Source organism: Paenibacillus cremeus (assembly GCF_007786445.1).
Lineage (GTDB): Bacteria > Bacillota > Bacilli > Paenibacillales > NBRC-103111 > Paenibacillus_G > Paenibacillus_G cremeus.
In genome coordinates this window covers 393,069-407,449 of record NZ_VNJI01000001.1, presented here as the reverse complement: position 1 = coordinate 407,449, position 14,381 = coordinate 393,069, and the positions used below count along the sequence as shown (strand labels likewise).

Sequence of the window (14,381 nt, the reverse complement as noted above, 5' to 3'; positions counted from 1 at the left end):
ATCTCAAGCGAATCTTGAAGCTCAAGGATTAAGGCAATAAGCCGATACAACAAAAAGAAGACATCTATCCCTAGGAGGCGATGTCTTCTTTTTGCATTGATAAGCCTCTAAACAAAAACCTTACGTTCTTCAGTGGCCTCGATTCCCACACGGACTTTTTCTAAAACAGCTAATGTTTTTTCAATGATAATAGTTTCTTAGAAGGCTTATATACCCCCATCCCGAACATACACAACCCGCTTCGCCTGCCGAGCAACCGCCAGGTCATGCGTAATCAAGACAATCGTTCTGCCCAGCTCGTTCAATCGCTTGAAAATATCCAAAATCTCCGTCCCCGTCTTCGAATCCAATGATCCTGTCGGCTCATCCGCCAGAATAATCGCCGGATCTCCGGCTAACGTCCTGGCGATCGCAACCCGCTGCTGCTGCCCGCCGGATAGCTCCGAAGGCAGGTGCCGCCTGCGGTCCACGAGATCCACCGCCTCCAGCGCCTGCATCACCAGCGGCTCCCGTTCACGCTTACTCAGGCCCCGATAAATAAGTGGCAGTTCTACATTCGCATAGGCATTAAGCCGTGGCAGCAAATTAAAGCTCTGAAAGACGAAGCCGATCTTCCGATTCCGAATCTCAGCCAACTGAGCATCCTTCATTTGATGGATCGCCTTCCCATCGAGCACATATATTCCTTGATCTGCAACATCCAGGCAGCCCAAGATGTTCATCAGCGTCGACTTTCCCGACCCCGATGGCCCCATAATCGCCACGAACTCGCCGTGATCGATTTCTAACGAGACATCATCCAACGCCCGAAGCGTTTCCCCGCCTATCCGATATTTCTTGCTCACGTGCTCCAACTGGATGAAGGTCATTCGAATTCGCCTCCATTATCTGAACCCAAATCAATGAAGTATGCGACTCATCCACCAGACTGCTATTACCGCTTCTGCTTATAAAACTCATGATACAGCTTCATCAGCGCCCGCTTCTCGATCCGCGACACGTAGCTGCGGCTGATACCCAGCTCCTTCGCAATCTCCCGCTGCGTGCGCTCCTCGCCTCCCGCTTCGAGGCCGAAGCGGCCGACGACCACTTCCTTCTCCCGGTCATCCAGGATGTCCAAATTCTTATATATTTTCGACTTCTCAATCTTAAGCTGCACTTTATCCACCACATCATCGGCTTCCGTCCCGAGGATATCGATCAGCGTGATCTCGTTGCCCTCCTTGTCCGTACCGATGGGGTCATGAAGCGACACGTCTTTGCGCGTTTTCTTTAACGAACGAAGATGCATGAGAATTTCATTCTCGATACATCGGGCAGCGAACGTAGCCAGCTTGGTCCCTTTGTCCGGGGAAAAAGATTCGATCGCTTTGATCAAGCCGATGGTCCCAATCGAGATCAGGTCCTCCAGATCTTCACCGGTGTTGTCGAATTTTTTGACTATGTGCGCGACCAGTCTTAGGTTATGTTCAATAAGAATATTACGGGAATGCTGGTTTCCTTGTGCCATTAGACGCAAATGCTTCTCTTCATCTTCCTCAGCAAGCGGCTGGGGAAAGGCGTTGTTTTTCACATAAGAAACCAGCAGCATTAACTCTTTGATGAATAAGGCTATAGCAGAGAAAAAACCTGGCACTGCAGCCACCCCCATGATGAGATTAGTAACATTTTATGTGGGTTGCCGCCTATACGTGCCTGTACGGCTTAAATAAACTAGCCCATCGTCTTCTCTTTTTTGGCAATTAAATATTGTTGAATATCGATAATGCGAAACATTCCCATATTCACAAAATCTCTGACCAGTCGGCTGTTTACGACCAAATCCTGTACGCTGTGGCTGTCAGAAGAAATTAGAAATGCGGTACCTTTATCCGCAGAGAGCCGAATGACGGGGTCGTCAGCAGTATTGTACCGGACGTTCAATTCGAGTATTTTGCCTGAGGCTGCAATGGAATCGGTAATTTCCATCATTGGCAGTTCCTCCTGCCGTATTCCAAATCCTTTTAGCTCTGACAGCGGATGGGCGATAATATCGACACGCGGGTTTTCGAGCAGCTTATTAAACGCTTCAAGCCAGTTTTCAATGATCACAGTTTTCGCATAGTAATCAATATCCGATTTTTTAAAATACCCGTCCGATTTTGGAATCCGATGTATGGAACCGAGAACAAGATCCACCATTGTGTCAAAGGTTGGGTCAGCGTCAATATCACCACAGAGCGACGTGACCTTCGCTTCGATTCCTGAAAAGAGCTGGATTTGATGCCGATACTTTTGTTTTAATGATCGAAGATGTGAAGCGTAAGGTTGAACCCAGGAGCTGCTCTTCCAAACATGATCTGTGATAGCTATCGCTTCATAGCCAATGCCAATAGCGGCTTCTATCATCTCTTCCGGTGTATTCTTACCGTCGGAGTAATTAGAGTGCATATGAAGATCCATGAGCATCGTGGAAAACCTCCTCCCAATAACGCGTCATCCGGGTTCCCCATTTAACTCCAAGCTCCTCTTTACTTGGTACGATACCAAATGCCTGTTTTACAGCAAGTACAGGAAGGTTGATCCCGGCTGCTGTACAATGGACAATGGTCCCTTGAATTCTCGGGTTGATCTCTACAATTTTGGGATTGCGCTGCCGGTCACGGCGGATTTGCACACCGATATTGCCATTCAAATTTAATCCTTCGGCAACTGTAACCGCATAATCAATAATATCCTGCTCTCTTGTGATCAAGCCTTTCGTCGTAATGCCCCCTACTGTAGCCTCGCGGAGTCTAGGAATCGCCACAACCACTTTTCCGTCTGCTGCGAGAAGATCCACACTGTACTCCTCATAAGGTAAATATTCCATCACTAAGGTTTCCGGTATTTCAACGTGCCCCACTAGAATTCGTATCAATTCTTCTTCACCGATATGAGCAGAACTGGGTTTCTCCCGGAAAAGCATTTGAAATCTATCTACGTTTTTGTCGAGGATATGGAAACCACGGCTGCCATCCGATATAACGGGCTTGAAGCATACCGGGTGGTTAGGGTAGCCCAAATCGTATAGAGAATGAATCAGATCTGCCGGCGTATTCACAATACGGAATTCGGGCACCGACATCCCCATCGTTTGAAGCGACTGGTATAAGCGTCCTTTGTGAATGACATTGCGCAGTGAGTCCGCAGAGGAGATCAAGATTCGGGTTCCAGCTCGAAGCAACTCCTCTTTAGCCTCCGACAATTTAATGAGTTCATCCGTAACAAGAGAAAATATTAAATCTACTTTCTCTTTGGCGCAAATATTAAGAACGAATGGAATAAAAGCGGCGTCCGACGCTCGGGGGCCGACGACATGTTTATCGGTCATATGAAACCCTACCGCATCCGAATTACAATCCATGCCGATTACAGTGAACTCCAAATCCTGGCTTAAACGAAGTGAACGAATAAAACCTGAAGCTGCAGGTGACCCTGCCCCTGTAAGAAGAATGCGAAGGACCTGTTTAGCCATAGTTATCACCAACCTCTACTATTCTACTCTTTACAATACGATTTCAGTTAAGATTCAGTGCCGGATATGCACCTAACTTTAGAAGAAGATAGGGTACAGCATAGGAATCTTGTTGATATCTTTCATAGATTGTATAGGTAAATTTCCACAAAACTCGGAGAAGGTGTCATAAACATGAATGTTTTTCTCTACTCTGGACAGCGTGTATTGATTTTAGCCCCCCACGCGGATGACGAAACTCTTGGCTGTGCTGGTGTCGTACAAAAATATGTAAGTCATGGCAGCGATGTTCGGATCGTTATCGCTTCCTTAACATTAAGCAAATCGAAGCGCTATCATAAGGAGGAAAAAAGTTACGACACCTACAGTGGTATAAAGAGAATATCAGAATTAAAAGAGGCGATGGATCTGCTCGGGGTGGTGGATTATCATATCCTTTATCCTGACCATACTGGCAAGCAGCTTTACGATAGCAAGCTCGACCGTATCCCGCGTGCAGCATTGGTCACAAATCTTGAACACCATATTGAGGAATTTCGTCCCACGGTACTGTATATCCCCTCCATTACTAAACATCAAGACCACGAAGCTCTTCATCAGGCGGCCATAGCTGCTGCGCGACCGTATTTCTGGAACGGTACCGTCTTGGTTTATGAGACCGACGGTGAGCTTTCCTTTCAGCCGAATCTCTATATTTCGCTTACGGAAGAGGAAATGGCTCTCAAAATGAAAGCATTGGAAGCTTACAAGACACAAATCGGATCCAATCGTCATCCCGTTCATCCTGAAAGTCTACTGCATAAAGCGAAGTTTCGCGGCAATCAGATTTATGAGGAATTTGCAGAAGCATTTCAGATCATTCGGATGAAAGGATAGACTTCAAATCGGAGTATGAGGTGAGTTGATATGGTGGTAGGGCAAAAAGGAACTAACACGCCAATCCCAGGGATCAGCGTAATTATTTGCACAAACAAACCAAGCTTCGCACGAGTGCTTTTCAACAATTACGGACGTCAGCGATGGGCAAATAAAGAATTAATTGTGGTCGTGAACAGCGACACTGCTGATCTAAGCCGGTATAAGCAATTAGCCGTCAAATTCAAAGCCGCACGTGTTTACCGGCTGCCTTCCAAGTATACTTTAGGAGCTTGTTTGAATTTTGCATCCGCACGAGCCAGACACTCTTATATTGCAAGGATGGATGACGACGAATACTACGCGCCTAATTATCTTTTAGATATGATGCGTGCATTTAAAAGCTCGGGGGCGGACGTTGTAGGGAAGCGGGCTTATTTTATTCATTTAAGCGGGAAGCATCTGCTCATTCAACGCTTTTACGCGCAAAATCAATTTGTTTCTGTCCTTGCCGGGGGCACTTTAACTTACAAGAAGAAGGTATGGCGGCGGGTTAAGTTCGCCAACCGCTCATTGGGAGAGGACGTACAATTCTGTCGCACCTGCCGAAAGAAGGGTTTCAAGTTATATGCTGGGGACCGGTACAATTTTTGCGCCTTGCGGCGAAAGCAGACGAACAGCCATACCTGGAAAAAAACAGACAAGGAGTTTTTGTCTCATCCCCAAACCCGAATCATAGCGCGAGGAGACAATTACAAAAAATACGTCGTACGAGAATAGGAGGAACTTCTAACATCCGTAACAAAATAAAACCGCCTTAAACAAATAAGGCGGTTAAACTTATTACGATAGTAATACCTCTGTCTGCGCAAAAGGCTTCGGGTTTCGACAAATTTGGAGCTGCTTACCGCTTGCTGTGGTGATATTTTGACCCGTCATTTTTTTACACGCCAGATAAGGATAGGGCTTTTCGTCATAGCTCCCTTGATCACAAGGATCGGAAAACAAGTACAAGCCTTCATAGTCTTCCGGTAAGTTAGAATCATCTACATGCAGGTTCACAATCTCCACTTGCTGAGGCATGTAGCACGGATAGCCGAAATCATGCTCACCATGATTCCCCATGGAAAACAGCTCTAGGGCGCCGGTACCGGATGGAATCCACTTGGAGTCCCGAATGACGACGTTGCCTTCCCATGTGCTGCCGTAATCATGCCGAAATTCCACTAGCGATCGCCCGTAAGCTACTACGTTGTCAAGGGTCAACAGTCCTCTGCCAATGGCATTAACCCCCTGCCACCCCATATGGCTGTCCTTAATGGTATATGTACCGGAGACTCCCATATGCGCGTCCAGCCGCGATAACGTGCAGTTTTCCACCCATATATTTTTGCAAAAATTAGAGCCTATAACGCCCCAGCGCGTACGGTCTGTAATATTGTTCATCCGACAATTCAGCAGCTTAAAATCAATGACACTATTCGCATGCAGATCATAAGAGCCCATCCGAACAGGCTCACCAGCCGAGCCAATGGTCGTATAAATCTTATGTCCGCTAACGAAGCAGTTCTGAAAGGTCACATAAGCACAACGCATGGCACTTAAAAATCCTCTGTACGGAGAGCCGTGTCCTATTTCACCTGCTACATAATGGACCATCCCGTCAATTACGGTATTGGAACGAGTGATGTCGATCCCACGGCTGTAATAATCATATTTGGACTCTCCGCGATTCGCTAGGGTTGTAAAAATACCGCCGTTGATTTTCAAAACGATCTGATCGATCGGCCATGCCTCTGCCCGGGTAAATTCCTCGTAGTCCCAATCAATTGGTGAAGCAATGAACCCATCTTTGTTCAAAATAAAGCAGTCGGTCTGGGTGGAACCATTGTCCTGATTTAATCCATAGCGGATAAACCTTTTTACGTTGGCATTGGCTACAATAACATAGCAATCGTCCTCCAAGTGAAGATCCAATTGCTTCTGATCTCGGGTCAGAGTCTGGATCTTCACTTCATAAGGCTGATGTACAGACCTAACGTGAAAACAAGCCAGCTTATGATTTTCTACTGCCGTATCGTCAATGGTAAATCGGGTAGTCCCCCAATCCACATCGGTTTCGATCACCGCTGTTAAAGCTTTGGATCCAATATAATACGTGGCATCAGGCTTCGTCTTGACCGGTAACCCATGCGAATTGGCATAGGCATGTGCGGCACAAATCGCCTCCATGTCGTCGGTCTCGCCATCACCCTTGGCACCGAATGCTTCATACGTGACAAATTCTTTAAGCTGCTCATGCTCCATCGTTACTTCCTCCTATAATAATCATGGTACTCTGGCAGAGGTGACTATCCCCCCTCTCCTGTCTACTCAGTATATCATGAATGAAGTCATAGCCAACGGTAACAGATACGGTCGTTTCGGTATTACGTTCAAACCGATCCCCGCCTTTCCCGGATTTCCGTCTGTAAAAGCAGGAGAGGAGCGTGCGGTAACGCAAGCTCCCCTACCCTGACGGACGACCCCCTTACAGCTGCCTGATCCGGGTCGTCCATGTTCCTTCTGATGCCGGCGCCTTAGCCTTCAGCACAATTCGGAACAGCTCATCGCCCCATACCTGCCGCAAGCGGTGGTCCTCTACCTCGATTCGCTCGCTGGCTGCCTCAAGCACGCTGTCGTCGTATTCAAGCTGCAGCTTGTCCCCTTCTGCATTTTGAAGCGTAATGAATCCGCCGCCGCCCAGCTGAGGGCTGCAGACCGTCATCAAGCTGAGCATAATATCTTTGGATTCATGGCGAAGCTTGAAGTTCTCCACGATCTCGATGAAATGATCGTCGGCACTACGGTGCAGCATGTAGCTTCGTTTCCATTGCTCTATACCTGCTTCGAGCGGATAAGCTTTTGAAATATCAAGCGTCAAGCCGGCCAGCTCATCACCGCAGTGATACTTCACATCGGAGGCTGCGAATGGCCTTCCAGCCTGCTGATGCACCCCTTCCACCGTCGGCAGGTTATGATAGACCGACTGCATCGTCCAGATCTCATATCTCCGCGGACTGAAGGTCTTGGAGGTATATTCCTCGACTCCAATATCGATTAGAAAAGGCTTCCCGTCAGCATACACGATAAAATGGCCGACATCGTTATGATTATGACTCTCGTGATTATGCCCGCCCTTCGCTGCAAGAAACAAGCCTCGGTCAGACCCTTCCCGTTCACGTGCCGTCATGACCTCGATGCCATCCATCCAGACATCTCTTACGAATGGAGGCTCGGATTTCTGAGCCGCCAGCGCCAGCTCCCGCTCATTGAAGAGGGCGGGAATCGCACGCAACAGGGATAAGCGCTTGGGCTTACCGCCACGGCCACTCTCGAAAGCGCTGGCGCCAAGCGCCGCCATCCGGGGATCATCGATCCGAAGGCCGAAGCGGTATACGACATCGGCTTCGATCGAGAGCTTGGCGTCCCCATCGGCGAAATTGACGTAGTTATTTCCAGATATATGTGCGCGATAGATGTAACGGCCAATCTCCTTGACCAGCGGCTCACCGTATACATTAATCCGACCGTCAGAGGCCATATACAGCATCTCCAAGCAGTCAAACAGCGAGGCCCCCGCACGGCCCCAATACCCCGGCCCCTCATCGCAGCCGCCATCCGAATGATGAATATTCATAAAGGAGTCCAAGCTGTGCAACGACTTTTGGATGCCTTGAACCCGCCGGTGAGCATCCTCTTCCATGAGCAAGAAGGCTGTAATACAGTTGGAATGAATCCAGGGGTTCCAGTTGTTGACGTTTTTCCGGTCGCCTAATCCCATCCACCAGAAATCGTCCCGCTCCAGGAACGGATCCAAAATACGCCGCTTCATCTCCAGCCGAATCCGATCCGTCACGATCCGGCTTTCCCTCTCGAGTCTGGAGCCGAGCAAATAGTGCGTCCAGGCCAGCAGCGCTCCTGTTTCGGCGGCGAATAAATCAATCACCTGGTCGCTCACATCCGGCAGAGGATCCCCTGCGCTTTTCAGAGAGATCGACTTGTGGGCCGGAACGACCCAGTACGATTCCTCGCAGATGGACCACACCCCGTTAATAATTTCGTCCACGAAGCGTCCGCTATTTTCCATGCATTCCGCGATCACGAGCTTGGCCAATGCTTCTCGCCGGTTAAAATAGATGTCCTGATACCTCGTACGGTTTCCGTTCCGCACAAAATCCATGTACAGCACGGCAGGCAAGGTCGGCCAGCTGTAGCCCAGATACTGCTCCCCGGCGGAAATCCAGCGATGCCGTGTGGATTCGGGCAGCGAGTCCCACGGTTCTCTATCCTCGATGGCCGGGTAAGGTTTAAAAGACTCCTTCGGAATCAACCATTCCTGAAGCTCGTCATTGACATAACGTTCGGTGAACATTTTTTGGCACCCATCCTTTCCTGAGTTAAATCAACCGATTTCCACGCTAACCGTCACTTGCTCCTCAACTCCCGGAGACTTCACCGCCAAATCGATGAGGTAAAGATCGACCTTGCCGGATTGGTGATTGACGAAGTCCGCTCGCTGGATCGTACATGCCAATTGATCCGCGTCATACACAAGCTCGGCAGTCCGACGGCCTTGAATTCTTACGCGTCCTTCCGCAATCTCCGTCGGCTTGAGGAAAGTAACGAATCGCTCCACGATAGAAGCCGGCGGCTCACGAAACGTATACCGGTCCTGCACCACTAACCGGCCCTTGCCTTTTTTCTCGAAGGTCAGCCTGCGAATTAAGCTTTGCAAGCGATCATGAGCATAAGCCTGCGCGATATCCATCACCAGAACATCCTTGTCCGGGCCGGTCTGGACATCCAATATTTTGCCCTCATAGGCTCGGCCCTGCTGTTGGTAACTGCCGTCAATTACCGGCACGGAGTGGCCTTGTGAGCCGTTGCAAAGAAACGAGTACCGTTCCTTGCCAAAATATTGCTTCGTATACTCCCCGGCGCCGGGATCGGTCAGCAAGGTTTCGCCGCTCTGCCGATGTCGTTCTGATTGTGCGGCTCATTGTTATGTCCGCTCTTGGCTGCGAAGCAAACCAAGCTCTCGTTGTCTGCCGCCCATCGGCTGACCAGCAGCTGAGAGTCCGGAAGGTAATAAAAAGCCTCTCCCCAGCGGCCGCCCGTCAAACGACTATCGCACCAGACGAGGTTTCGGATCGCATGGGCCCACCGATAGCAGTGATCGTCCTCAAAGGTCGCGCGGTGCTTCAGATCCGGGATCTCGACCTCAGGATATTTTTGCTTAAGGAGATGCGTCAGGCCCAGCTGATACTTGGCTGTTAAGGAAGCGTCTGAAAAGCTGACGACATGATCGCCCGTCAAATAGCTTTTCTGCTGATATAAAGCGATTTGCTTGATCTTTTCGCCCTGCATCAAATCGATTTGGCCGGCTGTACGCTGCTTCAGCAGCTCCGCAAAGGAAACAAAAAAGCCGAAGCCGTAATTCCAATAGCCGATGCCTTCCGTACACGCACCGTCCTCGTGAAAGCCGCTAAGGAAGCAATTCATCGTGCCCATCAGACGCTGGATGATCGGGGCAAGCGTTGCGTCGTCCTTGATCAGGTACATCGCTGCAGCGCCTACGCCTGCGCCGCAAACTGCGGCCCAGTTCATCGTCACTCGTTCCCAGTGGAAGGAGGAGTTCAGCTCGCAGTAGGGCTCTAGGATGCGTTCCTTCACCTCGGTTCTCGCCCGATACACGACAAGCGGCGATAGCCGATCCTCCAGCATGGCGATCAGCTCTGTGAGCGCAAAGCCCGTTTCAGCCGCGAATAAATCCACCACATGCCGGTGCTCCCGAACCCTCGCACTGATTTCACCTGCGCTCGGTTCTCGCCCGTTTATATTTTCCACGATAGAGACGGACGTTCCACCTAAATGCGCCGGCAAACACCACGTATATTCGTCACATATGGCCCAAATCGTATCCTCCAAAGCTTCAATGTATTTCTTCTCTCCATACAGCTTGGACATGATGGCGAAGGTGTTCAGCCGTAATCTGCGCTTGAAATACGCCCGCTCGTATTCCTTTCTGGAACCGGTTTCATCGAAAATCTTGTAAAGAGAATAAGGAAGAGCTTCAATCGGCTCGTTCAAAAGTCTGCTGCTTGCCTCTGTGATTTCAGCCAGCATGTCCTTGTAAAAAGCAGCTTCCCTAATTTCCAGCCACTTCTCGTTCGAGCGCCCTTCTGTAAACATCAGGCTGTTTCCGCCTGCCTGAGTCCCAAAATCCAACGCTTCCTTTAATTCTTTGTAATTCACGGTCCATAGCCACCTCCCGAGATCTCCATACACCGTCATTCTAAACTAGAAAATTCAGGAAATAAATAATCCGATACAAAAGATTATCATGATCATTTGCAAATGATTATCTAAAAAAGGCGCACCGTTGCAGCCATGGATGATCATTTGCAAATGATTGTTTCCATCCATTACCAAGTGGTGTTAGATTAATTTTATGACAAGCCAACCAAGAATGGAGGTCGACGAATCATAATGAAAACGGATTCAATCGGACATCCTGCGATTGCCTCAACGGCAGCTCCAGCAAAGCGAAAATGGAGGAGCCTGTTCGTCGATTGGGATTTATATTTGCTCATGGTCCCGGGCTTTCTCTTTTTCCTTCTATTTAAGTATCTGCCCATGTGGGGAATCATCATCGCCTTTCAGGATTACAGTCCGTTTCAAGGGATCGTCGATAGTACCTGGGTAGGCTTTAAGCATTTCGTCACCTTGTTCACGTACGAAAAGTTTTGGCTCATCTTCCGCAACACGATAGTGATCAGCTTTTATAACCTGATTTTCTTCTTCCCTGCGCCGATAATTTTATCGCTCTTATTAAATGAGCTGCGGATGCAAGTGTTCAAGCGTTTCGTGCAAACGGTCATTTACATCCCCCACTTTGTGTCTTGGGTCGTCGTCGCAGGCATGACCTACCTATTGCTGGGAACTCAAGGCGGCTTGGTGAATGAGCTGGTCAAAGCAAGCGGAGGGGAAGCACTGCCCTTCTTAACCACACCGGAATGGTTCAGGGGCCTCATCGTATCCCAGAGTATATGGAAGGAAGCCGGGTGGGGAACGATCATTTTCCTGGCCGCCCTAACCGGGGTCGACCCTCAGCTCTACGAAGCCGCCATCGTGGACGGAGCCGGCCGCTGGCGGCAGCTGTGGCACGTGACGCTTCCAGCCATCCGCAGCACGATATTCATCCTGCTTATTCTAAGGCTCGGTAATATACTGGACGTCGGCTTTGAGCATATTTTCCTGATGCTGAATTCCACAGTGACCTCCGTTGGGGATGTATTTGAAACCTACGTGTACCGGGAGGGATTAGTTGGCGGGAAGTTCAGCTTCACGACGGCCGTCGGATTGTTCAAGTCGGTTGTTGGACTAGTTCTGGTCGTAGGCGCCAACTGGCTGGCCAAACGGTTTGGCGAGGAAGGCGTCTATTGAACGGGCGCATACAGAAAGCTTTTAAAAAGGAGGTAATCCGGAATGCGCTATAAGCCTACCCTAGGCAGCAGATTATTCGATACAGCGAATGTGATCTTCTTGGTCTTGAGTGCTGCAATCACGCTGTTTCCTTTTGTATATATCCTGGCGACGTCCTTGGCTCCCTTAAGCCAGGTGCTGCGAGGAGGCCTGATCCTATGGCCCCAAGGGATCACCTGGGATGCTTATCATACCATCTTTTCCAACCGCCATTTCGTCGGCTCCCTGTGGATTACCATTTTTATCACCGTGCTAGGAACCTTCGTCAACCTGCTTTTTACGACCTTTATGGCTTATCCCCTTGCTAAAAAAAGGCTGAAAGGCCGCTCAGTCATCCTGTTCCTGGTATTATTCACGATGCTGTTCAGCGGAGGCTTGATTCCGTCCTACATGATTGTGAAATCGCTCGGGCTCCTGAACACCGTCTGGTCGCTGATTTTGCCCGGTGCGATCAGCGCGTTTAATCTGATTATCATGAAAAACTTTTTCCAAAGCATCCCGGAGGAGCTGGAGGAGGCCGCCCGCATCGATGGCTGCAAAAATTTAGGGGTATTATTCCGGATCGTTCTTCCTTTATCGATGCCCGCATTAGCCACCTTCACCTTGTTTTATGCCGTTGGTCATTGGAACAGCTTCTTCGGCGCAGTCATGTATATTACGAAATCCAATCTTTGGCCGATTCAGGTCGTGCTCAGGCAAATGATTATTGAAGGATCGACGCAGGAGTTCCTGGAGGCGCTCAGCAGCGCGGATAAGCAAGTCGTGCCGGCGACGATCAAAATGGCCGCGATCATGGTCGCTACCGTTCCGATTCTGTTGGTGTATCCGTTTCTGCAGAAGCATTTTGCCAAAGGCGTCTTACTCGGTTCTGTAAAAGGTTAACCAATACTTTTAAGGAGGTCTTCTGAAATGAACTATCGCTCCAAATCCTTCAAAAGCACATCGCTTACGCTCGCTGCGGGAATGCTGGTAAGCTTTACCGTGGGCTGCTCCCAAGGAGCATCGGCCCCAGGCACGGCCAAAGGTGGAGATGCCTCGAAAGGCCGCGTCAAAGTAAGCATGATGTTTCCGCTGTACAGTGATCCGCCGCAAAAAGCGGAGGTTTGGAAAATGGCCGAGGATAAATTCAATATGGAGTACGAAAGCATGGGGGTTCCCGATAATAGCTATACCGAGAAACTGGCCGTAACAGTAGCTTCAGGAGACATGCCTGATGCGATGGTATGGACGAAATATCCGGACCCCGAATTCGATAAATTGGTCAAGCAGGGCGCCTTTCTGCAGCTGGACGATTTAATTAAAACCTCTCCTAATTTGCAAAAAATACCGCAAGCCATTTGGGACAACATCAAGGTGGACGGTAAAATCTACGGCATTCCCCGCCCTCGGGCACTGACGCGTGCGGCCGTCATTATCCGCAAGGATTGGCTGGACAATCTCGGGCTGCCGATCCCGAAAACGGTCGATGACATTTATAAAACCGCTATCAAATTTACGAACGATGACCCGGATAAAAACGGGAAAAAGGATACGTTCGGGATCGTGATGGGCGAGAACGTTTCCCACCAGGACGCGCTGTGGATGGCGTTCGATACGGGCAATGGCTGGCGCGCGATGGAAGACGGAACGCTGATGAGCGCCGATATTACGCCGGGCCGCAAGCAAGCGCTCGATTGGCTGCGGAAATTGTATCAGGAAGGCGGCATCGACAAAGACTTTGCCGTACTTAAGAATACGCAGGTCTGGGAAAAGCTTGAAAGCGGCAAAGCCGGCATCATGCTCGGAGGACAAACCAGTGATTTCGCTAGGTATGTGGATAATTTATCCAAAGTGGATCCGAAAGCCAATTTGATTATGATCGAGCCTCCTGTCGGACCGACCGGAAAGTCCGGCTTCGGAGAAACCACCGGATTTTTTGGAGAAATTGTCATTCCGGCCAAGCTGGCCAAAGATAAAGCCAAAGTCAAAACGATCATGGATTTTCTGGATTACCAAGCAAGCGATGAAGGGTATAAGATCAGCCGCTTCGGGCTGGAAGGCGTTCACTATACGAAAAATGCAGATGGCACCCTCAAGCTGAATAGTGAAAAGCTGAAGGCCGACGGCTCTCCATTTATTAATAACGCCTACGATCCGTACCAGTATGTGGTCCTTTCCGCACCGGCTGACGTACAAAAAAAGCAGCATGATAATTTGGATATGGTCAAGGATAAAGGCATTAAAAACCCGGCCGTCTCCTTCCTTTCCCCCACCGCTTCGGAAAAAGGAACCGAGCTCGGCAAGTTTAAGGATGAAACGTTCGTCAACATCGTGATGGGCAAAACCCCGATCGATTCGTTCGATAAATTCGTCGCCGATTGGAAGCAAAAAGGCGGCGAGCAAATCACTAAGGAGACGAACGATTGGTATAAATCGCAAAAGAAATAAGTCCGCTCTGTAATTGCACCGTTCCAGAAGAACTAGGCAGACCTAGTTCTTCTGGAATATTTTTACTTATCTATAA

At 49.3% G+C, this 14,381-nt stretch carries 13 protein-coding genes; 5 read left to right on the top strand and 8 right to left on the bottom strand.

Features of this window, described 5'->3' with window-relative positions:
* Positions 1–206: 206 nt before the first annotated feature.
* From FPZ49_RS01775 to FPZ49_RS01760, 4 genes are all read right to left on the bottom strand, one after another.
* Positions 207–869, bottom strand: a complete 663-nt coding sequence (locus FPZ49_RS01775) for an ABC transporter ATP-binding protein (protein WP_144842613.1) — start codon at positions 867–869, stop codon at positions 207–209.
* A gap of 65 nt (positions 870–934) precedes the next feature.
* Complete coding sequence (sigK, locus tag FPZ49_RS01770) at positions 935–1,636, bottom strand: RNA polymerase sporulation sigma factor SigK (RefSeq protein WP_144842612.1); 702 nt, start codon at positions 1,634–1,636, stop codon at positions 935–937.
* A gap of 77 nt (positions 1,637–1,713) precedes the next feature.
* Entirely contained in the window at positions 1,714–2,448 is a 735-nt protein-coding gene (locus FPZ49_RS01765; RefSeq protein WP_144842611.1) for a PHP domain-containing protein, read from the bottom strand.
* Entirely contained in the window at positions 2,420–3,496 is a 1,077-nt protein-coding gene (locus FPZ49_RS01760; protein WP_144842610.1) for an ATP-grasp domain-containing protein, read from the bottom strand. Before FPZ49_RS01760 ends, FPZ49_RS01765 begins: the two co-directional genes overlap by 29 nt.
* Before the next feature lie 174 nt (positions 3,497–3,670).
* Here FPZ49_RS01760 and FPZ49_RS01755 point away from each other — a divergent pair, with 174 nt between their 5' ends.
* A complete protein-coding gene (locus FPZ49_RS01755) occupies positions 3,671–4,372 on the top strand; it encodes a PIG-L deacetylase family protein (RefSeq protein ID WP_144842609.1) in 702 nt (233 codons plus the stop codon).
* A gap of 30 nt (positions 4,373–4,402) precedes the next feature.
* A complete protein-coding gene (locus tag FPZ49_RS01750) occupies positions 4,403–5,131 on the top strand; it encodes a glycosyltransferase family 2 protein (RefSeq protein WP_144842608.1) in 729 nt (242 codons plus the stop codon).
* Between the two features lie 63 nt (positions 5,132–5,194).
* On the opposite strand, the gene FPZ49_RS01745 is transcribed toward FPZ49_RS01750, so the two are convergent.
* The 4 genes from FPZ49_RS01745 to FPZ49_RS01730 all read right to left on the bottom strand — a co-directional run bounded on the left by FPZ49_RS01745 (position 5,195) and on the right by FPZ49_RS01730 (position 10,648).
* Entirely contained in the window at positions 5,195–6,658 is a 1,464-nt protein-coding gene (locus tag FPZ49_RS01745) for a hypothetical protein (protein WP_144842607.1), read from the bottom strand.
* Between the two features lie 223 nt (positions 6,659–6,881).
* Complete coding sequence (locus tag FPZ49_RS01740; protein WP_144842606.1) at positions 6,882–8,765, bottom strand: heparinase II/III domain-containing protein; 1,884 nt, start codon at positions 8,763–8,765, stop codon at positions 6,882–6,884.
* 30 nt (positions 8,766–8,795) lie between these two features.
* Positions 8,796–9,350 (bottom strand): hypothetical protein, encoded by a 555-nt coding sequence (locus tag FPZ49_RS01735; protein ID WP_144842605.1) that lies wholly within the window; start codon positions 9,348–9,350, stop codon positions 8,796–8,798.
* Complete coding sequence (locus tag FPZ49_RS01730) at positions 9,344–10,648, bottom strand: hypothetical protein (RefSeq protein ID WP_144842604.1); 1,305 nt, start codon at positions 10,646–10,648, stop codon at positions 9,344–9,346. The genes FPZ49_RS01735 and FPZ49_RS01730 overlap by 7 nt, the downstream gene beginning before the upstream one ends.
* 234 nt (positions 10,649–10,882) lie before the next feature.
* Between FPZ49_RS01730 and FPZ49_RS01725 the strand changes: the two genes are divergently transcribed.
* The 3 genes from FPZ49_RS01725 to FPZ49_RS01715 are packed head-to-tail and all read left to right on the top strand — an operon-like array spanning position 10,883 to position 14,305.
* Positions 10,883–11,839, top strand: a complete 957-nt coding sequence (locus tag FPZ49_RS01725) for an ABC transporter permease (protein ID WP_144842603.1) — start codon at positions 10,883–10,885, stop codon at positions 11,837–11,839.
* Positions 11,840–11,881: 42 nt separating this feature from the next.
* Entirely contained in the window at positions 11,882–12,760 is an 879-nt protein-coding gene (locus tag FPZ49_RS01720; protein WP_144842602.1) for a carbohydrate ABC transporter permease, read from the top strand.
* Positions 12,761–12,787: 27 nt separating this feature from the next.
* Positions 12,788–14,305 (top strand): extracellular solute-binding protein, encoded by a 1,518-nt coding sequence (locus FPZ49_RS01715; protein ID WP_144842601.1) that lies wholly within the window; start codon positions 12,788–12,790, stop codon positions 14,303–14,305.
* Positions 14,306–14,381: the final 76 nt, after the last annotated feature.

What these genes read in the sequence shown, in the direction of transcription:
- FPZ49_RS01775 (WP_144842613.1), bottom strand. Translation starts at nt 869, where the DNA reads ATGACCTTCATCCAGTTGGAGCACGTGAGCAAGAAATATCGGATAGGC.
- FPZ49_RS01765 (WP_144842611.1), bottom strand. Translation starts at nt 2,448, where the DNA reads ATGCTCATGGATCTTCATATGCACTCTAATTACTCCGACGGTAAGAAT.
- FPZ49_RS01760 (WP_144842610.1), bottom strand. Translation starts at nt 3,496, where the DNA reads ATGGCTAAACAGGTCCTTCGCATTCTTCTTACAGGGGCAGGGTCACCT.
- FPZ49_RS01755 (WP_144842609.1), top strand. Translation starts at nt 3,671, where the DNA reads ATGAATGTTTTTCTCTACTCTGGACAGCGTGTATTGATTTTAGCCCCC.
- FPZ49_RS01750 (WP_144842608.1), top strand. Translation starts at nt 4,403, where the DNA reads ATGGTGGTAGGGCAAAAAGGAACTAACACGCCAATCCCAGGGATCAGC.
- FPZ49_RS01745 (WP_144842607.1), bottom strand. Translation starts at nt 6,658, where the DNA reads ATGGAGCATGAGCAGCTTAAAGAATTTGTCACGTATGAAGCATTCGGT.
- FPZ49_RS01740 (WP_144842606.1), bottom strand. Translation starts at nt 8,765, where the DNA reads ATGTTCACCGAACGTTATGTCAATGACGAGCTTCAGGAATGGTTGATT.
- FPZ49_RS01725 (WP_144842603.1), top strand. Translation starts at nt 10,883, where the DNA reads ATGAAAACGGATTCAATCGGACATCCTGCGATTGCCTCAACGGCAGCT.
- FPZ49_RS01720 (WP_144842602.1), top strand. Translation starts at nt 11,882, where the DNA reads ATGCGCTATAAGCCTACCCTAGGCAGCAGATTATTCGATACAGCGAAT.
- FPZ49_RS01715 (WP_144842601.1), top strand. Translation starts at nt 12,788, where the DNA reads ATGAACTATCGCTCCAAATCCTTCAAAAGCACATCGCTTACGCTCGCT.